Source organism: Bradyrhizobium sp. Pa8 (assembly GCF_052588265.1).
Map to the genome: position 1 here is coordinate 5,914,411 of NZ_CP176767.1, position 20,043 is coordinate 5,934,453.

Below are 20,043 nucleotides of genomic sequence, written 5' to 3' on the forward strand. Positions count from 1 at the left end.
GGACCGCATCGTGAGGCTGCAGGATATTCGCACAACCACAATCGGGTTGGCAGCACGTCCCAATATCTGGGACGTAGTGACGCTGATCCTCATCATCGGCGCCATGGTGCTGATCGTCTATGGCGGCAAGCAGACCGTCGCGCCCCTGTCCGAGCTGGACCGCACGCCCGTCTCGCTCGATCCTTCAAACCTGCCGCTCTATGCCTTGCGCACCACGTTGCGGATGCTGCTGGCGATGGCATGCTCGACGGTCTTCACCTTTGTCTATGCGGCGATTGCCGCCAAGAGCCGGCGCGCGGAGATGGTGATGATCCCGCTGCTGGACATCCTCCAGTCGGTGCCGATCCTCGGCTTCCTCACCTTCACTGTCGTCTTCTTCATGAATTTGTTTCCGGGGCAGGTGCTGGGCGCCGAGCTCGCCTCTGTGTTTGCGATCTTCACCAGCCAGGCCTGGAACATGACGTTCAGCATGTACCAGTCGATGCGCAACGTGCCGAAGGACCTCGAGGAGGCTACGCAAAGCTTCCATTTGTCCGGCTGGCAGCGCTTCTGGCGCCTCGACGTGCCGTTCGCGATGCCGGGACTGATCTGGAACGCGATGATGTCGATGTCGGGTGGCTGGTTCTTCGTGGTCGCCTCGGAAGCGATCACCGTCGGCACGACCACGGTGACCTTGCCGGGAATCGGCTCCTATGTCGCGCTGGCGATTCAGCAGCAGGATTTGCCGGCGATCCTCTACGCCATGCTGGCGATGCTGCTCGTGATCATCGCCTATGATCAGCTGCTGTTCCGCCCCATCGTCGCCTGGGCCGATAAATTCCGCTTCGAGCAGACCGCCTCAGGCGAGGCGCCGGCCTCCTGGATGCTCGACCTGTTCCGCCGGACTCGGGCGCTGCGTGCGCTGACCCTTCCTTTCGCGGCGCTGAGCCGCGCGATCTCGAACTTGCGCATTCCGCTGCCGAAGCTGCCGCCCGCGGCAGCAGGCAAGGTCCAGACTTCACGCCTCGTCGATACGGTCTGGATCGCATTGATCCTCGCCGGCACGGCCTATGCCGCCTGGCTGACGTATCGCTATCTCTCAGCCAGTCTCGGAATGTCCGACGTTCTTGTCGTCATCAGGGACGGGCTCATCACATTGTTGCGCGTCGCCGTCCTGATCAGCCTCGCCACGCTGGTTTGGGTGCCGGTCGGGGTCTGGATCGGCCTTCGCCCGAAACTGGCGGAACGGATTCAGCCGCTGGCGCAGTTTCTGGCGGCCTTCCCGGCCAACCTCGCCTTTCCCGTCTTCGTCCTCGCCATCGTCCACTTCAAGCTTGCCGCCGACATCTGGCTGAGCCCGCTGATGATCCTGGGCACACAATGGTACATCCTGTTCAATGTCATCGCGGGCGCCAGCGCCTTCCCGAGCGACCTGCGCGAGGCCGCGAGCAGCTTCCACCTCAGCGGATGGCGGTGGTGGTTCAAGGCGATCCTGCCCGGCATCTTCCCCTATTACGTCACCGGCGCGATCACCGCGTCCGGTGGCTCCTGGAATGCGTCGATCGTCGCGGAGGTCGCAAGCTGGGGCGACACGCATCTGAAGGCCACCGGGCTCGGCGCCTATATTGCTTCCGCCACGGAAGCCGGCGACTTCCCGCGCGTCGTGCTTGGCATAGCCACGATGTGCATCCTGGTGACGTTGTTCAATCGTCTGGTCTGGCGGCCGCTCTATGCTTTCGGCGAGCGTCGCCTGCGGCTCGGTTGACGAGGAGACCATCATGCTCGATCAACCCTCTGCGCTCATCGACATCCGCGGTGTCTGCCGGTCCTTCCCGAAAGGCAGCGGCGAACAGCTCCTGGTGCTGGACAAGGTCGACCTGACGATCCGCTCGGGCGAGATCGTCGGCCTGCTCGGTCGCTCCGGCTCCGGCAAGTCCACCTTGCTGCGGATCATCGCCGGCCTGGTCAGCCCGTCTGCGGGACAGGCGACCTGTCGCGGCGAGACCATCGTCGGGCCGCCGAACGGCGTCGCCATGGTGTTCCAGTCATTCGCGTTGTTTCCCTGGCTGACCGTGCTCCAGAACGTCGAACTCGGACTCGAAGCGCTGGGCGTCGATGCCACCGAGCGCCACAAGCGCGCCCTTGCTGCGATCGACCTGATCGGCCTTGACGGGTTTGAGTCCGCCTTCCCGAAGGAACTGTCGGGTGGCATGCGCCAGCGCGTCGGCTTCGCCCGTGCGCTGGTGGTGCATCCGGACCTCCTGCTGATGGACGAGCCGTTCTCGGCTCTCGACGTCCTCACGGCCGAGACGCTGCGCACGGATCTGATCGACCTCTGGATCGAGGGCCGGTTGCCGATCAAATCGATCCTGATGGTGACGCACAATATCGAGGAGGCGGTCCTGATGTGCGATCGCATCCTGGTGTTCTCATCCAATCCGGGGCGTGTCGCCGCCGAGATCAAGGTCGACATGCCGCATCCGCGCAACCGGCTCGACCCCCATTCCGGCAGCTCGTCGACAGCATCTACGCGCGCATGACCCAACGCGCCGAACCGAAGGCGCCTCCCGTCGAAGGCATCCTGGGCTCCGGGGTCGGCATGACCCTGCACCACGTATCGTCCAACGTGCTGTCGGGCCTGATCGAGACACTGGCGGGGCCGCCATATCACGGACACGCCGACCTGCCCGTGCTCGCAAGCCAGCTCCGACTCGAGGCCGACGAGATCCTCCACCTCGGTGAGTCCCTGCAACTGCTGCGTTTCGCCCAGCTGAGCGAAGGCGACCTGATGCTCACCGACACGGGCAAGCGTTTTGCCCATCTCGAAACCGACGCACGCAAGAAGCTGTTCGCCGAACATCTCGTCACATACGTGCCGGTGATGGGATTGATTCGCCGCGTGCTCGACGAACGTCCCTCCCATACCGCCCCCGCGGCACGGTTCCGCAACGAGCTCGAGGACTACATGTCCGAGGACTATGCGGACGAGACGCTCAGGACCGTGGTGTCCTGGGGACGTTATGGCGAGCTGTTCGCTTATGACGAGCAGTCGGAGACGTTCAGCCTCGAAAACCCGGGCTAATAAGCTGCTGGGGTCGAGCTCGCCCCACGGGTCGAAGCCAGCAAAGCGCCGTTGGACGCATCCTGATCAACGGAAAGGCCGCCCTTGCCGCCCGGCTGCCGCAACAGCATCCGGAGAGTATCGAGCGCTCAGGGAGGACTGACGATCAGCCTACCCGTGGTGTTCGGCCGTACTCACGGTTGCCCGTTGCCGAATTCCAACGCGCTTTTTCCAGACATCCGGCTGCGCATGCAGTTGACCGATCGGGGTGTGAGCATTCTTGATGAGCACGTCGATGTCGCGGTGCGCGTCGGCGAACTATCCGACATCAGCATGATTGCGACGCGAGTCGGGCTCATTCGACAGGTGCACCGTGCCAGTTCCGCTTACCTGAAGAAACGAGGGGTGCCGAAGACACCGGTTGATCTGGCAGCGTCGCTAGCATCCAGGACGGCCGAGAAATGCAATGGCAGCAGCCCGACCTACCGTTGGCTCAAACGACCTGGATCAATAGCCCGTCGTCACGCAGGGAGGCTGCTTCCAGGGTGCGGTGGCGAATGAGCCAACGTCCGGCTCCCGTACGCACGGCCGGGGTCTTGGTGGAGGCCGAAGCGGATGTCGGCGGCGAACGCACAACTGACAAATGCAATGACGATCGCGACTATCCGCTTAGCTGAGGACAATAAGCCGTCCCAGACTACGTGCTCCTACCCATAACCGGACAAGAGAGACGGCAATTTCGATTTTCTAAGAAGGTGCAAAACAAGCACCGAATGGAGCGGTTCGACACAGCGCTCGCATTGGCTCAATCGCTCAGCGAACGCCTAACCACGGAAAGCCGTGCTTCGCCGTCCAAGCCAGCGCGGCCGAACAAGCAAGGGAAAACAAGCCGCCCCAAAGCCAGGAACGCTCGCGCGCGGCGCTGATTGAGCGCAGATACAAAAAAGCTCCGAGCAAAGTTCCGTAGTTTTTTCGGAAGTCTCCGTTGAGCTTTGCGATTTTTGACAGTTCGGAAGCCGCGTCGATCTTGTCGGCCATTTGCCTGCTGTTCCCTGGAGCAATTAGGACCAGCACCCTATGAACCACTGTTTTGCCCGACGGAGCAAGCAAAATTTCGGGATATCGCAATTATCCTCAGACTCAATGCACGCACATCGCATCAATGTACTGGTCGCCCAACCCGGAAGTCGCAGTGTCGCAGCCCGAAGGCTGGTTGAACTCGCGACGACTATTGAAGCTGTCCAGGACGGCCGCATCCACATCGGGAAGGTCAACGCGCCCTTCCTTTACATGCTAAAGGCCAGTGGCTCGGAGTTTGGGGCCGGCATCAAGCATGCAGTTGAATGCGGCTGGCTCGAACAGCACGAGAGCGGGACCTATGTCCGGCTGATCGGCACCAGCGCAAAAGCGGCCCCAGCAAAAGACTAAATTGCCGGGGCCGTTGGAGGCTACCTTGGCGGTAATGGGGTCGCCAGGTGGTCACGAGCATAAGAAAAACCGGCAATCAGATCTGTCTGCTTTTGCACAAAGCGGTATAGTTCCAGATCGGGAACGGAACCGATCGCAATGAAGGACATGCAGGCTCAGTTGGAAAAGCTCCGCACGGATGCTGCCGAGTGCGCCTTGATCCGCGATCTGGCAACCGAACCCAAGAAGCGAGAACTGTTCACCAAGCTGGCCGAGCATCTGACAGTTCTGGCCGACGAGGTTGAACGCGCCATTGCCGCCGCGGGACCTGAGCTGAAGCGGAAGCAATGACCGAACGAGGCTGGGGTCGGCGTTTCGACGATCCAATCGCGATCGGCGATCGCGTACTGGTCACGCTGCTCGACGCCGGCGAGTACATCGCGTCGCTGCCGAAGAAAGAGCACTCGGCGCCGGAGTGGCAGCGGCCATGCAAGCCTTGATCCTGGTGGCGGAAGGCTGCAGCCCGACGATGTTCGCCCGGATCGGCATCATGCGGGCATTGAACCGTCACTATGTCCCTGAGTTAAACCCAAAGGGAAAAGAGCCGCACTGGGGCCGGCGCAAGCTGAAGAGGGATCAATGACCGTCTGGATCTACGATCAGGGCAAAGAGTTGATGGTGTCGCGACTTAGGAAGCTGCCAAGGTTTGGCTCGATGAAAACGATCCGGAGGGCGTGGCCTTCGAGTACGACGTGGTGGGCTTGTCAGATTGAGCCGCGTCATCTGTAACGCGGGGTCCAATGGGAAAAGCCGCAGCGTGGTTCCAGCCCCCACTGCGGCATTCCCGGACATACTAAGAACTGGTGATCAAATCGCGCCGGTGTTCTTTCAGTAGAACACCCCGTTCCGAAAATGGAGTCCGGACAACTACCGGAATCCGGCTTTCTACGTATTGTCACTAGGAGGACCGACATGGCACGACATGTCGATTCCAGCCCCGATGCTCCCGGCTGCCGATCCAATTGCGGATTAGAGCGCCGGGAGTGCTGGGCCCGCCAGCGATCGAAAGCAAAGGAAACTCAACTGAGGCCGGCAGCTGAGCCTGCCTACCTCTGCTCGTACCTCGCTAGCGACGCCAGTCTATCGAGTTGGCCGGCCAAACCCACATAAGTTCGGGCAATGTTTTTCAGGACGGCGGCGCGATTTTTGGAAATGCCGCCCGCGCCAGAAAGTCTCTTGTAGTGGTCAGCATGTTCTTGGCACTCAGCACTGTTGATCAACGTCTCAGCCTTCCTGTTGCCCGCGCGGGTCGTGGGAGCGCCCTTCCCCGCTGGCTTGCCCTCTACCATGTTAGGTCCCCTTAAATCAGGTTCGGACACTGGGTTAGATACGGACAGCGCCGGCTTGAGTTTGAAAAGGAACCACAACGGCGGACGAATATTTGAGTCGTCGCTGTCTCGCTGCCAGAGCTGGCAGAGCGGCCCTGGCCTACCCCCTTGATCCCTCCGCAGCCGGGGCCGTCTCTTCGTCTTTGTCGTATCGGAGTCGCGTATGCGTCGATCGTGCCGGCCGACCGCCTCGACCGCGACATCTATCTGGTGCTTGAAGACTTCGGCGCGCGCGCCGGTTGCGCCTGGCATGAGACGGATGAGGCCGACAGCGACCTTGAGGGCGTCCTGCAAATCTCCTGTCCGGCCAGTACGCCTGTCCAGTCCGAATTGTATCCTTCAATCCTGTCGAGGGGTGGTCCCGCGATGCGACTTCTTGATCTCGCAGTGCACACGTAGCGCACACGAAATCGGGGTGGAGTGCACACCCAATGCCGACCTTTACGAAGCTCAAGTGTCTGGAAGCTGGCGCGTTCAAGTCAGGAGGAAGAACGAGTACATCGCCAACGCCTTCGTACGACGGCGAGATGCCGAAGAGTGGGCACTTGATGTGGAGCGCTCAATCGATCGAGCCGCTCCGATCCGACGCTCCGAGCCGGAGCAGCCCAAAATCCTCGCCGATTTGATCGCGCTGCATCTCGACGATCTTGCCCAAATCGGCAAGCCAGTTCGACGATCGAAGTCCATGGTGCTTAAGGCGCTTAAAACCTCCCTTGGACGGGTAAACCTCCAAGACATGACCCGCGAGAGATTGGTCGAGTTCGGACGGAAGCGAGCCGCACAAGGCGCCGGCCCAGCCACCCTTGCGATTGATTTTGCGTTCATTCGAGCGATCCTACTCCACGCTGCGGCGGTCCAAGGGCATCGATGTCTCTGCCGAGAGTGTTCAACTGGCCCGAGCTGCCCTCAAACACCTCGACCTCGTGGGAAAATCAAACGACCGCGATCGCCGTCCCACTTAGGACGAGCTGGACCGATTAATCGGATACGCGGAATCTAACCCTCAACAGTTTCTGCCGCTCGGAAGAATCGTTCGCTTCGCAGTCGCGACTGCGATGCGCCAAGCGGAGATCTGTCGGATAGAATGGTCTGACGTCGACATGAAGCGAACCATGCGGTCCATATCGGACGAGGTTGCTGCTTCGGGGTGATATTTGATAGTCCTGCCTGTTCTTCCGGTGTTGGGGCAAGGTCAGTCGAGAGAAACGCAGCAACAAGTTCGGCGACTAGTTCTTCCATCGCATAACCTTGTCGCCGAAACGCTTGCGCCCAAAGTCGCGGTTTCCCTACTTGGAGGCCGAGAAACGGGCTCGGGGAGTGCAGCTCATAGGGCGCGGCCCGCATAAAGCGGTTGGAGAGTTACGGCGGGTCAAAAGACCGACCGTGCCAGTCGCCGCTGGGCTCATTTTAATCTTGTTTCGCAAACCATTAAATATTAATTTTCCTTGGTATTTCAAATGTGCTCTAGCAGTATTCGGGGATTTCTCGTCGTTTACGATTTGTCGCAGACATTCGCATCCCGACGAATCCTCAGCGTTCGTCGCACAAGACCAGTTGGATCATGCAACGAAATTCGTCTTTTCATAAAGCCAGCTATTATCGGCTCAAGCCTCAGCGACCTAAAGAAAATTCGGGACTGCCCTCAGTCCCGTCACCGGTCTCGATCATTTCCGGAATTTGCATGATCGCGATGATCGGCGGATTTGCACTGCAGATTGCCGGCATCGACACCGGCCGTCCGATGGACCTCGGTGCAGATGGCTCCCTTCGCAGCCAAATTGTGCTGAGCCTGTGCTATTTGGTTGCGATACTTCTCCTGATCTCGTCCAATTTCTGGACAACCATTCGTCATAGCTGGCCTGTGTTTATCCTTCCCCTGCTGGGCTTCCTATCAATGTTGTGGTCGCCCGACCCGCTGCTGACTCTGCGAAAGAGTGTTGCCCTGTCGGGGACCGTACTTTTTGGAATTGCCATTTGCTCAAAGTTTGGAATAGTGGGCTCGTTGCGTTTATTCCTCTGGACGCTGTCCTCTATTATCGTTGCAAGCTTCGTCTGGGTCTTCGTTTTTCCTTATCAGGGTGTCCATCAGGCCACGGATGTTTTTCCTTTCGAGGCGGTACATGCGGGTTCTTGGCGCGGCGTGATTGGCCATCGGACCGCCTTGGGACAGCTTGCCGCGCTGTCGTTCGTACTCGTCCTCTTTTATGGCCGAGTTGCCTTCACAAGCTATGCAGTTCGTATAGCGATTATCACGATCAGTCTTGCGTGCCTGGTCGGAGCCAATTCCGGCGCCGCCTACGCCGTAGCGGGTTTCATGCCCGTCTTGCTGGCCACGCTGGTGCTCGTGGGTCGATGCTCATTCCAGATTCGAATAGCCGTATTGCCGTTCCTCACGCTTGCGCTTCTGATGATCGCATTATTCGGCGGAGATCTTGCGGCGCTCACACTCAATGCTCTTGGAAAGGAGCCCGATTTGACGGGCCGAGTTCCGCTGTGGGGTTACCTTATTGGGCTGGCCGACCAGCGCCCGCTCCTTGGCTACGGTTTCGCGGCAGGTTTTACCAAGATCGTTTCACCTCAGATCGAAGGTATTGGATACGGGCAATTCCTCAACGCGCATAATGGCTTTATGGAGATACTCATTTCGTTCGGCTATATCGGACTCGCATTATGCTTGGTCGTGCTCGCCTTGCAATTTTGGATCGCGGCGCGACTTCTGATATCCGGAGATGAAGAGAGATCGCTCATCAACGCGTTTCCGTTAGCCATTTTCATTTATGTGATTGGGGCCAACGTTGTAGAGTCGGCATTTCTAGCCCCAAATAGCTGGTATACGGTCTTGCCGGCGATGGCGATGGTGACCGCCAGCTCCGAGCTTTCTGCATTGAGACACTTGGGCGCACGTTCCGAATCGCTCAAGAGTCGCCCCGGACCGTTCAAGCACCAGCACAGGCGAGAGCCCAGCCGACGATTGGGAGTTAGCTCCAACCGCGCCTAGCCGCGCGGCGGCTCCGATCAACTCCTAACGCCGGAACGTCCGCTAAGATCGCCCCGTGGCCCCTAGAAATCAAATTTGTCTACGCCGAAGTATTCTCCGCGGGCCGCAAAATGCCAACACGGAGGTAGCTCGGACCTCCACCCCGTAGGGTTCGTCGATAGCCTAAGATTGGGCATTCCATTGAACGCTTGTCACTTTCCAAAACTACGGACGATGGCGATGGTTACAGCTCTTGCCATCTGCTGCTCGTGTCTTCCTTCTCACGCGTCCATGCAGCAGCTGCAGCTGAGCGATGGCCCTGCCTTCTCCGACAATCAAAAGACCCTGGTCTGTTTAAACACATTTCAGCCATTCGGGTACGGCTTGTCGATCGGCCCCCCAGGATCGGCTGTTTACGACGAGGATCCCTTTCGAAACGGCGGCTCCGACCAAGCAGTCATGCCGAAGTCGCGGCTCGCTTTGATCAACTCGTCTGGCTTTGACTGCCTCAGAATGGTGATCGACGTTGGCGCGTTGATGTCGGCTCGTTCAGAGACCTTACTTGACGCATTAGTTGCGCAGATAATCACCGGCATTTCTCGGAGAGTAGACAGTGGACTGAGGGTCATAGTGGATATTCATCCCTTCCCTCGAGGCGCTCATCCGGTCTCTGGCTTCGCGGATGTTGACCTGCTCGATGGCGAGACTGGAGAAAAGTTTCAGCGTTTGATCCACGTCGTCAGCAAGCTTGCCGTTTTCATCGGGGCGCGCTTTCCGCCGGATCTGGTTGCCATTGAGCTCTTCAACGAACCCCCCTCACCTGCCTCATTCAAGGGTCAGCGTCCCTGGAATGAGCAAATCGAATACTACTGGAAACAGATCCGCCTGATCCTGCCGACTCACACATTAATCGTGGCCGGAACCGGCTTCGCAGAGCTCGACGGATCGGTCAGCGGAGACTCGTCAGCGGGTGTTGTCAATTTAAGGCCCGAGCGCTTTGACACAAACACCGGCTATGCGATCCACCCTTACGAGTCCGCCACCTTCACGCATCAAGGGTATGCCGGGTTCTTTTCTCATGTCGGCGGCCTTGAGTTTCCTGCTGCCATGGACCGAGACGGCAAGCTCGCCGCTGAGAATACCTTTCGAAGAAACGTGGCGGCCGATCCAAATCTGACCCGCTCGGCGAAGTCGCAGCTGATCTACGACTTTCTGTACCGAACGGTTCACAGCTACAGCTTCGAGCAGTACAGGACAACCTTCGGCAACGCGGAGCTATTGTTGAAGAGAATGAACGTCGTGAACGATTGGGCCGACCTTCGTCACCTGTCACGCAAGCAAATCATGAATACGGAGTTCGGCGTAAATCGCGACCAAGCTGGTTGCGTCGGAAAAGCTCCCGCGAAAAGCGCCTTCAATTTCCTCCGGGCAATACGGGACAACTCGTTTACAAGCAGGATAGGACTGATAACCATCCATCAGATGCAAGGCGATTGTTTTGCGATCTCTTCTGCCGCTCCACCGTTCGCATTCGAAACGGATATATTGGAGGCCCTGAGGCTGCCGGGAAGGTAGGTTCTCGGTGCCCCCTTACGTTGAGCAGCCGAAACCGTGGCTCGATCGAACGGCGCCCTGAAGGCGAGCCCACCGATCGCTATCGGGCCCAGCGCATGATCGCCTGACTCAGGGACTGCAGGGACGATGGCATGATCAGACTGAGACTGGCGACCTCGTCCTTACGCAGTGGGCGCACAACAAACACTGTCAAGAGAAAGAGGCCTGTAGCCAGCGCGGCCAAGGTTAGGTTTCCGAAGTCTGGTCGGGCGTATCGAGTAAGCAAAGCAAATAGAACGGAGCCGCCTGCCGCTGCTCCGACTTGGAGCGAGCGAACGGGGTCTATTGCCCGCCATGTCTCGACGCGTCGATGGACTAGCATAATGATTCCGATACGGATTGCACTTTCTGTGAGCGGAATGAACAGAACTGCGAGAAGACCCCAACGATCTGCAGTCAAGTAGAGGGCTGCGACCCCCAGGAGCGATACCGGCCAGAGCGCGAGGAAGACGGTGTGCCTAAGCTGAACGCTCGTAACAATCTCGCATATCCGGTAAATGGTCTGAGACAAGAGGATCAACATGACCAATGGGAGCAAGTAGTAGTACGGCGAATACTCCGGTCGTGATACCACCGCGATGATCTCTCGCCCCGCGAGGCCGGTAAGAATTGAGAAAGCCAGAAAGCAGACCAACTCAAGCTTGAACACCAGCGAAAGCGAGGAAAACACTCGCGCAGGCGTCATCGTGAACCTGGCGAACAAGGGTTCCAGACTTGGAAGGATCATCAGACCGGGAAACGCTCTTTGAATCGAAACGCAAAGCCCTTGCGCAAACGAAAATGCGGAAAACGTAACAATATCGAGCCCGCCTTTGGCAAATATCCTGACAACCGAAGGACTGGTAATCAACCAACCAATGTTAGACGCATAGATCGATGCAGCGAAGAGCGGAGCATCCTTCGCGCTCAGGCGGGGCAATCGCTGCTCGTTTCCCGCGATCAGAAGACCTGCGACGTGCGGCCTGAGTCCGATCAACTTTGACAGTATGATGATCACCGCAACGAATGTCGTCACAGCCGATATCTTGATCACAGCCGCGCCGCTCATCTCGTGACCGGAGAGAGCAAGAAGGAGCACGCATGCGCTTCGCAAAAGGACATCGACCGTTCCCGAAATTGCGGTCGTCGCGTGGACGATCCAGCTTTGCGCCAACATCTCTAAATCGGTCGTCACCGCATAACTCGCGTACCAAACAGCGAAAGCGCAAAGCGTCAGCACTCCTTCGCCCATCAGCAACGTGTCTCGCGCGAATGTCGTGAGCAGACCAATTGCACCGAACGCGACCAGAATAGACCCTCCTCTTACAAGAGCCATCCTCTTCAACAGTGCCATGAGGCCGTGATAGTCACCATCCGCTGTGAGCGACGGAACATATCGCAACAACGTGCGATCGATGCCGAACGACAGTACTCGCTCCATCGTCAAAAGGATGGCAAGGAAAATGGCATAAGTCGCGTAGCCGCTCGGCGACAGCGTTTTTACCACAAGGATCTGAAAGACGAAGCCTAGGAACAGATTGACGAACTTGAACGCGTAGTGGATCTGGAACGCGCGATGGATATTGATGTGTTTAGGTGGCGCTTCGCTATTCACGGCTCAACGAATCCGCAGAGAAAATCCAAACCGAGATCACAGGCATCGCGGGCATTCACGTTGGTTGCCGCCTTTCACCATCCGTCGTCAGCGACAGAGCGCGCACCCTGGCGCCATCTGGAATGCTTACTCCGCCCAAAACCGCTGCATAGCAACCAAACTCGACGCCGTTGCCCACTGAGGGGACCGCGCTTGAGCTTTCACCTTTATTTCCCAACGTCACGCCGTGCCGCAGAATGCAGTCGTCTCCGATCTGCACGTCGGGGTGAATGCATATGCAAAATGGATGAAATATCCGCAAACCCCAACCGATCCGGGTTCGCGCCAGGATGTCGATCTTGAAGAAAAAGCATACCGTTTTGTAAAGACAGTTCGAGAGAGCGTAGAGGACACGCGTCCTATCAAACCGAAAGAAGAAATTCGTCAAACGAAAAGAGGCAATGAATACCCTTACTCGGATCGACTTGTTTTCTCGCAGCTCCCTTCGCAGATTATCCAGGAACATTGATTTCGCTCATGATCACGACAATCGCAGCGTTTCGACGGTGAGCGGCTCGAGAGGAGAGGTTCTACGCCTGAATAGCCCAAAGAGCATGCCTATCGTGAAAACATGCCAGCCAACAACCATATAAATTCCATTCGAAAGCGATTTTTTCCAAACCGTTAATGCCGCGATGATGGCGGCAATTCCAAGAAACGCCAAGGTAACGCTCGCTGCGCCGTAAGACGTGAACAATGCTAGCGATGCAAAGGCAGACCAGTATCCGAGAACAGCGACCCAGAGCTTGAATTCGCGAAGCGATCGTATCACGCGCGCGAAGTACCCCGCATTGACCGATGCACGCAGCATTTCGCCTGGTGCGAAAATGTATCCCATCTTCACACGGTGAAAAAGCAAGCGGTAGGTGCTAATAGTATGACCAAAGTGCCTGGCAGCCGGAACATTCAACCGCACAAGTCTCCAGCCGCTAGACCGAAGTCGGGCTCCAAGATCGAACTCCTCGTACCCGTGTAGATTTCGATCCGTTAAGTAGCCGAGCGCATCAATCGCGGCCCGTCGATAGAGGCCTCCGCCCGCCAGGCGATCAACCTCGCCTATTGGATTCAAGTGGGAAAGATTCCGCGCGCGGTTCTTGAATTCGATATTCTCCGTCGACATCTCGTCGATGCTGCCCCCTACCCCGGCTACATCGCTGTGCTCGTTGAGGAAGGCCAAAGCAATTTGTATGAACTCTTTGTCGATGATCATATCTCCATCCATGAGATAGAGAAAGTCGCCCTTGGCGTGTGCGTAGCCGATCTGCGGACCCGCTCCGCAACATCGCTCGCTGGCGTTCACCATCCTGAAGATCGAGATTGGATACGGCAGAGCATATTCGAGTGTCTTGTCTACGGAAGCGCTATCGACGAGCACCACCTCGTCTTCCGGACTCGGAAGCGCCGCCAAGGCGCTCTCGATCGCCGATGCGATATGCGCCTCCTCATTGTAAGCCTTGATAATAATACTCACGCGCGTCACGAAAACTCACCTGATTCAGCGTAACGGAGAACGACAAAGCGTTTGCGTCCGACAAAATGCAAATCGATCACAGACCGCCGTCGGATGCGGGCGCAATTTGCCGTCAATTTAACGTTTGATTACGAATTGGCGAGTCCCGACCCTTTGCGATGCTTAATAGGCGTTTCGCGCGCTCGCAACCTCAATGCTCGTCCGGAACAGGATCTTTAGATCCAACAACAGGCTCCAGTTGTTGATATACCAGAGATCGAGCTCCACCCGACGCTGCATTTGCTCCAGCTGACGGGTCTCGCCACGAAATCCATTCACTTGGGCCCAACCAGTGATGCCCGGCTTTACGTGATGGCGAAATGCGTAGTCCGACAACACTTCCCCATACTGGATATCATGCACCAATGCATGCGGCCGCGGCCCGACCAGCGACATGTCACCCTTCAGGACGTTGAAGAGTTGCGGAAGCTCGTCGACGCTCAGGCGGCGCAAGTGACGACCTACTCGTGTTACTCTCCGATCGAAGCGAGTGGCCTGGACAACCTTGTCGGCGTCTTCGGCCACGGTCATGGTACGGAACTTTAGAATCCTGAACGGCCTCACGTTGAAGCCGTTTCGTCGCTGACGGAAGAGGACTGGTCCCGCGGAATCCAATTTGATGGCAATCGCGGCAATTAGGAGTGGCGGCCAGAGCAAAAGGAGCAGCACCAAGGCACCAACGACGTCAAACCCACGTTTCAAGAATTGCTCGACGCGGGAGAGTGGGCCGCGCTTGATTTCAATCGCAAAATTTGGCTGCCAGGCAAACGTGAGATTTCGCGTCAGATCCCGAACAATCTGATCCGGGAGCAATTGAACTGGAAGCGGCGAAGCCCGCATGCGCTCGCGTACGAGTTCAAGCCTCCGCGGCTCACTCCAGGAAACCGCCAATACGATCTCTTCGGCCCCTTTTTGCCTTGCACTCTCCATAGCTAGATTGAGTACGCTCAGCTCACTGCGGTTTAGCTGCATCATCGATAGGCTGGGGCTTGGAAGAGTTAAGCGGTCGATTTCACTCAGGCCAAAATGCCTCAATAGCTGTTCGCCGTCTAACGCAGCCAATTCGTCTTGTGATCCAACGAGGACGGCTCGACGACCAACGAGCAGTCCTTCGGACACGACGCCTTTAATTGCGCGCGTGACAGCCCACCGCGCGACTGGCAACAACGTCGCCGCCAAAGCGACAAAGCTGAGAATCGAACCACGCGAGAAGATCGCGCCAACTTTGAGTAGGAACGCCAGCACGGCTAGTAAGAGGCCGACGACAAGCCAACGAATGATGATTTTCCGGTAGCCGGTATGTGACGAAACAATCGAGCTGAATTGGTAGAAACCTGCTGCGTGCGCCATCCACAAGTAAAGGATCGCCGCAATGCTTCCCGACAACGCAAAGGCATCGAGTCTACTGACAACCAGGCTCGAGAACGCTTGATAGATAGAGCAGCCCAGGATGCTCGATGCGATAATGACAAGAAGATCGACCGCCGCGCAAAAGTACCCCGCCACCGCGTGAGGAAATCGGAGGCGCGGCGTCCTGCTTGCTGAGCCGACGCTATCAGAAAGGACGATCGTCTCATTCGACGCCAATTCGCCGCTACTGTTCGACATGAGAAATCACTCAAAAATACCTGATCCGAAAAGCTCACTTGGCAAACAAGCCTGCTTTGATCATATTTTTGATTGACTGTTAAATTAATTTTCGATTAATTCCGATTTAATTTCGGTGCAGTGTGCCGCGGCGACGGACGGTCGTTCGCCCTTCGAAGCACGCCGATTCCCACGCACCAAATGGCTGTCGGCGAGGACGCTTAGAGTTTAGGCCGGCACTTTTGGGAAATTGAGGCCATATTGCCTTAGCCAATGCGGGGCTAGCGGGCCTTCGATCGTGACGGCCGAACAGCTCCCGCCTTCCAAGTGGCTGCCCATCGGTCCGCACCGAGGCTTTCGGCCCTGGCGCCAAATGGTGATATTAATCGAGATCGGTCTTAATAGCCTCGAAACTTGCCGTCCGCTCACGCCTTGGGCTCAACGACACGATGGTGGCCCAAAGCCGGGGATCTCCCACCGTCTGCATTCGGGCGAACCGATAAGGTGTCCTCGACCACACTCGGATTTCAGCGGTCAGGCTATCGAGAACGAGATCCGCCGACTCCGTCCGGACCACCAGAACAAGGTGATGCGCGCCTGAGGAGGTAGAGACCTCGCTGAGAAGCAAAGCTCGCGCCGGCCAGCCTCGCGCCAACAGCGCATGCCGTTTAGTCACCGCATAGTCGTTACAGTCGCCGTTTCGCGGACCAACGATCCAGGCCTCTGTTGCGAGGCCGCCAAGATTGGCCGTTGGTACGATGGCGCTATTTGCCGCGTTGTTTACTTCGACGAGATCGGACCATCGCGACGAAGTCAGCTTAACCGGCCCCCCACGAAAGACTAGCCTTCGAACTCTGCACTCCGCCGGGTAATCGATGCAGAACCGCACATGAGCCATCGGCGCCAACGCCGGCCCACTGAGCTGAATCCGATCCAATTGCGCTCGCAAGCCGCGCGACATGTTGGATATTCCCGCATTTGCTCGATCGGAGATTGCGGCAGATAGCAGCGCAACCGCCACCGCGGCAATTTTTGGAATCTTACGCATGTCGAATTACTCCCCCGCATTCCCGGAAGCATCATGCGCATGGGCAATTTGAGATTTGGCTCTTCTTTGTTGAAGCTTTTTAGCCAACTGTCGCGAACTTTATTAACCAACCGCCCCTTCGGCTGCACCGACGCCTGCGAAGGCTAAGGCGATTGTCGCTCCGCATGCCGCGGGCGGACACAGAGCAGGTGAAGATGCCTTGTGCAGCGCGCGGCTTTGGGAAAGCTGCTTGACCGCGGCCAGCAGGTTTAGGGTGCTGCGGTTCCCGGCGACATAGCTTCCTGAAATCCGGGAATCATTTAATTTGCGGCAGTGGCGCTGCGACGCATTGGAATTTGCCGCTGAGAATTAAGTATTTTTGATCGATTTGATACAAAACGAAATTATACCCCGCTATGTTGATCTCCGGAGATGGATTTCTGACTTCATCCAGGCCGAAGTTGCGAAGAGATTACGAGGAGATGAATGCTTTCGGGAAGTACACCCAAGGCCTCGAAACAACGTGTTGCGTTGATTAGCGGCATTACTGGGCAGGATGGAGCCTATCTGGCCGACTACCTTCTTGGCCTCGGCTACACCGTGCACGGCATCAAGCGGCGGTCGTCCTCGTTCAATACCGCGCGGGTCGATCATCTCTATAAGGATCCGCACTACGGCAACGCGCCGTTCCTGCTGCACCATGGCGACATGACGGATTCGACCAACCTGATCCGGCTCATGCAGCAGGTGAGGCCGACCGAGATCTACAACCTCGCCGCTCAGAGCCATGTCGCCGTTAGCTTCGAAAGTCCGGAATACACGGCAAATGCTGACGGAATCGGCGTTTTGCGTTTGCTGGAAGCGATTCGGATCCTCGGCATGGAGAAGGAAACGCGATTCTATCAGGCGTCGACCTCAGAGCTTTACGGCCTGGTACAGGAAGTGCCGCAAAGAGAAACGACGCCGTTCTACCCCCGATCGCCCTATGGCGTTGCCAAGCTATATGGCTACTGGATTACGGTGAACTACCGAGAGGCGTACGGCATGTACGCTGCAAACGGCATCCTGTTCAACCACGAGAGTCCGATGCGCGGCGAAACCTTCGTAACGCGCAAGATCACGACCGGCGTGGCCCGTATCGAGTTCGGCCTCGAAGGCACGCTCTATCTCGGCAACCTCGAGGCCAAGCGCGACTGGGGCCATGCGCGCGATTACGTCGAGGGCATGCACCGGATACTGCAGGCGGACGCGCCTGATGATTTCGTGCTAGCGACCGGAGAGACACGCTCGGTTCGCGAATTCGTCGAACTGGCCTTTGCGGAAGTCGGCCGTACAATCGAATGGCGCGGCAGAGGTGTCGAGGAAACTGGTGTAGACCGGACTTCAGGCAAAACCGTCGTGCGGATCGACCCCAGGTATTTTCGCCCGACAGAAGTCGACCTCTTGATCGGAGACGCAAGCAAGGCGCGCGAAAAACTGGGATGGCAACCAAAGATCCCGTTCGCTCAGCTGGTGAAGGAGATGATGGCGAGCGATCTAGCGATCGCCAAGCGGGAGGTCGCCAGTGGCAGACATCCCGTTTGAGCTCCGGGGCCGGCGGGTCTTCGTCGCCGGCCATCGTGGGATGGTCGGTTCTGCGCTGGTGCGCCGGTTGGCGCGCGAAAATGTGGAACTACTGACCCTGCCCCGCAGCGAGGTCGACCTGCGCGATCAGCCCGCGGTAAACGCTTGGTTCGCCCGCAAACGCCCGCACGTAGTGTTCCTAGCGGCCGCGAAAGTCGGTGGTATCGCCGCCAACGACAAGCTGCGCGCGGAATTCCTCTACGACAATCTGGCAATCGCAACCAACGTGATACACGCTGCCTACATCAGTGGGGTCGACAAGCTGATGTTTCTCGGCTCGTCCTGCATCTATCCCCGGCTCGCGCCGCAACCGTTGCGCGAGGACTCGATACTGACCGGTCCGCTTGAGCAGACCAACGAGCCTTATGCGATTGCCAAGATCGCCGGCATCAAGATGGTCGAGGCCTACCGTAGCCGATACGGCGCCGATTTCATCAACGTGATGCCAACCAATCTCTATGGCGTCGGGGACAATTATCATCCCGAATATAGCCACGTGGTGGCCGCCTTGATCCGCCGCTTTCACGAGGCGAAGGTCTCGGGTGCAAGGAACGTCGTGGTCTGGGGGACCGGCACGCCGCGCCGGGAATTCCTTTGTGTCGACGACCTTGCGGACGCCTGCGTCCACCTGGTGAAGGTTTACTCTGGCGATGAGCCGGTCAATATCGGCACGGGGGAAGACATCACCATCGCCGACTTCGCCCGCCTCGTCGCCGCAGTGGTCGGCTATACCGGCAAAATCAGCTTCGACCCATCGAAGCCCGATGGTACGCCGCGCAAACTGCTCGATGTCGCAAAGATCACCAATCTCGGCTGGCGCGCGATCACTCCGCTTGCCGAGGGCATTGGGCTCGCCTACCGGGCGCATCTTGATCGGCCGTTCTTCGACGAAAATAATCCCTAATCGTCGCACGCAGGAGTATTTAATGTGGCATAATTGCCACAAGCCTTTATTTAATTTAATCGCGACTGTCATGTTTAAAAAGCGGGATCTTGGTGACCCATCTGAGGGGTGATAATAGCGCCTCGGGGGATTTAATGAATTCATTTAAATGTACGTTGCTGCTGGCATTTTGCCTTGGCCTGAGCGCATGTTCGATCCTGCCTACGTCAGGACCGGCAGAATCCGACGTCCGGGCCGGGCAAAAAGACCCGGCGAGCCTTCCCTATGCATTCGCTCCGATAACTCCGAGAGTGTTGGAAACGCTGGTAAAAAACTCGCAGCGAATTGGCGCGGTATATCCCGATCGCCGCGCCCCCAAAGAAATTCTGCTTGGTGTCGGAGATGTCGTCTCTGTAACCATTTTTGAAGCGGCTGCGGGCGGCCTCTTCATCCCGAGCGAGGCGGGGGTTCGTCCCGGAAATTTCATTGCGCTTCCGAACCAGGCGATCGATTTCAAGGGAAATATCTCGGTCCCCTACGCTGGGTTGATTCAGGCTAAGGGACGCACGCCAGAGCAGGTGCAACGCGCAATCGTTGGCTCGCTCAAGAACCGAGCCATTGACCCCCAAGTCGTCGTGGCCGTGATCGAACAACGAACGTCGTTGATCAGCGTGCTGGGCGAGGTCAACAGTCCGGCACGGTTTCCGGCGAGCGCTGCCGGCGAACGCCTTCTGGACGCCATAACACGGGCTGGTGGGCCGAAGGGACAGGGATTCGACACCCGCGTCATGCTGGAACGTGAGGGAAGGCGTGCCGACGTCCCCTTTGGGGCGCTCGTCGAAGATCCCTCCAACAACGTCTATGTTCATTCGTACGATACGGTTTATGTCTATCGCCAACCGCAAACATTCGTTGCATTCGGAGCGGCCGGCCAGCAGGGACAGTTCAATTTTGACGCTTGGCAGGTTTCTCTCGCTGAAGCCGTCGGCAAAGCGGGTGGCCTGAACGACACCCTTGCAGATCCGGCTTCTGTCTTCCTCTACCGGGGCGAGACCAGGAAGGTGGCCGAAGAGTTAGGTCTAGATACCTCAAAATATCCGGGGCCGATCATACCCGTGATCTACAACGTCAACTTCCGCGATCCCGCTGGCTATTTCCTTGCTACCCAATTCGAGCTTCATAACAAGGATGTCCTATACGTCTCGAATGCGAGTTCGGTGGAAGCTGCCAAGGCAATGCAGCTCTTCAGGCTGACCGTCGCAACTGTTAATGATCCCATTGTTGCGGCGACAAACGCATATATCCTCAAGTCAGCGATAAAAGGCACGACCAATTTCGTCGTGCAATGATCCAA

The 20,043-nt window shown here is 57.6% G+C and carries 17 protein-coding genes and 2 pseudogenes; 14 read left to right on the top strand and 5 right to left on the bottom strand.

All coding sequences use genetic code 11. From position 1 onward, the window contains the following. Window positions 1-10: 10 nt before the first annotated feature. Both ACKWRH_RS27980 and ACKWRH_RS27985 read left to right on the top strand, forming a co-directional pair. A complete protein-coding gene (locus tag ACKWRH_RS27980) occupies window positions 11-1,744 on the top strand; it encodes an ABC transporter permease (RefSeq protein WP_445216137.1) in 1,734 nt (577 codons plus the stop codon). A gap of 13 nt (window positions 1,745-1,757) precedes the next feature. Beyond that, a pseudogene (locus tag ACKWRH_RS27985) lies at window positions 1,758-3,061 on the top strand (ABC transporter ATP-binding protein). A gap of 792 nt (window positions 3,062-3,853) precedes the next feature. On the opposite strand, the gene ACKWRH_RS27990 reads toward ACKWRH_RS27985, so the two are convergent. After that, window positions 3,854-4,078 carry a hypothetical protein gene (locus ACKWRH_RS27990; protein WP_445216138.1) on the bottom strand — a complete coding sequence of 75 codons (225 nt, stop codon included), beginning with the start codon at window positions 4,076-4,078 and terminating at the stop codon, window positions 3,854-3,856. A 39-nt stretch (window positions 4,079-4,117) separates the two neighbouring features. Here ACKWRH_RS27990 and ACKWRH_RS27995 point away from each other — a divergent pair, with 39 nt between their 5' ends. From ACKWRH_RS27995 to ACKWRH_RS28030, 8 genes and pseudogenes are all read left to right on the top strand, one after another. Next, window positions 4,118-4,468: a hypothetical protein gene (locus ACKWRH_RS27995; protein ID WP_445216139.1), complete on the top strand. Its 351-nt coding sequence runs from the start codon at window positions 4,118-4,120 to the stop codon at window positions 4,466-4,468. 138 nt (window positions 4,469-4,606) lie between these two features. Further along, window positions 4,607-4,798 carry a hypothetical protein gene (locus tag ACKWRH_RS28000; protein WP_445216140.1) on the top strand — a complete coding sequence of 64 codons (192 nt, stop codon included), beginning with the start codon at window positions 4,607-4,609 and terminating at the stop codon, window positions 4,796-4,798. Continuing rightward, the gene (locus ACKWRH_RS28005) at window positions 4,795-4,947 is read left to right on the top strand and encodes a hypothetical protein (RefSeq protein WP_445216141.1); all 153 of its coding nucleotides are present in this window, start codon (window positions 4,795-4,797) and stop codon (window positions 4,945-4,947) included. Before ACKWRH_RS28000 ends, ACKWRH_RS28005 begins: the two co-directional genes overlap by 4 nt. Continuing rightward, the gene (locus ACKWRH_RS28010) at window positions 4,935-5,090 is read left to right on the top strand and encodes a hypothetical protein (RefSeq protein ID WP_445216142.1); all 156 of its coding nucleotides are present in this window, start codon (window positions 4,935-4,937) and stop codon (window positions 5,088-5,090) included. The genes ACKWRH_RS28005 and ACKWRH_RS28010 overlap by 13 nt, the downstream gene beginning before the upstream one ends. 895 nt (window positions 5,091-5,985) lie before the next feature. Next, window positions 5,986-6,212 (top strand): annotated as a pseudogene (locus tag ACKWRH_RS28015) (hypothetical protein); the annotation flags it as partial. Between the two features lie 636 nt (window positions 6,213-6,848). Next, complete coding sequence (locus tag ACKWRH_RS28020) at window positions 6,849-6,986, top strand: tyrosine-type recombinase/integrase (protein WP_445222486.1); 138 nt, start codon at window positions 6,849-6,851, stop codon at window positions 6,984-6,986. Between the two features lie 530 nt (window positions 6,987-7,516). Beyond that, window positions 7,517-8,833, top strand: coding sequence for an O-antigen ligase family protein (locus ACKWRH_RS28025; protein WP_445216143.1), 1,317 nt, complete (start codon window positions 7,517-7,519; stop codon window positions 8,831-8,833). A 270-nt stretch (window positions 8,834-9,103) separates the two neighbouring features. Continuing rightward, window positions 9,104-10,387 (top strand): cellulase family glycosylhydrolase, encoded by a 1,284-nt coding sequence (locus ACKWRH_RS28030; protein ID WP_445216144.1) that lies wholly within the window; start codon window positions 9,104-9,106, stop codon window positions 10,385-10,387. 79 nt (window positions 10,388-10,466) lie between these two features. On the opposite strand, the gene ACKWRH_RS28035 is transcribed toward ACKWRH_RS28030, so the two are convergent. Beyond that, complete coding sequence (locus ACKWRH_RS28035) at window positions 10,467-12,020, bottom strand: hypothetical protein (RefSeq protein WP_445216145.1); 1,554 nt, start codon at window positions 12,018-12,020, stop codon at window positions 10,467-10,469. Window positions 12,021-12,246: 226 nt separating this feature from the next. Between ACKWRH_RS28035 and ACKWRH_RS28040 the strand changes: the two genes are divergently transcribed. Then, window positions 12,247-12,528, top strand: coding sequence for a hypothetical protein (locus ACKWRH_RS28040; RefSeq protein ID WP_445216146.1), 282 nt, complete (start codon window positions 12,247-12,249; stop codon window positions 12,526-12,528). Window positions 12,529-12,540: 12 nt separating this feature from the next. On the opposite strand, the gene ACKWRH_RS28045 is transcribed toward ACKWRH_RS28040, so the two are convergent. The 3 genes from ACKWRH_RS28045 to ACKWRH_RS28055 form a co-directional block, all read right to left on the bottom strand. Beyond that, a complete protein-coding gene (locus tag ACKWRH_RS28045; RefSeq protein WP_445216147.1) occupies window positions 12,541-13,539 on the bottom strand; it encodes a glycosyltransferase in 999 nt (332 codons plus the stop codon). 153 nt (window positions 13,540-13,692) lie between these two features. Beyond that, window positions 13,693-15,177 carry an undecaprenyl-phosphate glucose phosphotransferase gene (locus ACKWRH_RS28050; RefSeq protein ID WP_445216148.1) on the bottom strand — a complete coding sequence of 495 codons (1,485 nt, stop codon included), beginning with the start codon at window positions 15,175-15,177 and terminating at the stop codon, window positions 13,693-13,695. A 361-nt stretch (window positions 15,178-15,538) separates the two neighbouring features. Then, complete coding sequence (locus ACKWRH_RS28055; protein WP_445216149.1) at window positions 15,539-16,204, bottom strand: transglutaminase-like cysteine peptidase; 666 nt, start codon at window positions 16,202-16,204, stop codon at window positions 15,539-15,541. A 465-nt stretch (window positions 16,205-16,669) separates the two neighbouring features. On the opposite strand from ACKWRH_RS28055, the gene gmd reads away from it, so the two are divergent. From gmd to ACKWRH_RS28070, 3 genes are all read left to right on the top strand, one after another. After that, entirely contained in the window at window positions 16,670-17,767 is a 1,098-nt protein-coding gene (gmd, locus tag ACKWRH_RS28060) for a GDP-mannose 4,6-dehydratase (protein WP_445216150.1), read from the top strand. Continuing rightward, window positions 17,748-18,710: a GDP-L-fucose synthase family protein gene (locus tag ACKWRH_RS28065; protein WP_445216151.1), complete on the top strand. Its 963-nt coding sequence runs from the start codon at window positions 17,748-17,750 to the stop codon at window positions 18,708-18,710. The genes gmd and ACKWRH_RS28065 overlap by 20 nt, the downstream gene beginning before the upstream one ends. 134 nt (window positions 18,711-18,844) lie before the next feature. Beyond that, the gene (locus tag ACKWRH_RS28070; protein ID WP_445216152.1) at window positions 18,845-20,038 is read left to right on the top strand and encodes a polysaccharide biosynthesis/export family protein; all 1,194 of its coding nucleotides are present in this window, start codon (window positions 18,845-18,847) and stop codon (window positions 20,036-20,038) included. Window positions 20,039-20,043: the final 5 nt, after the last annotated feature.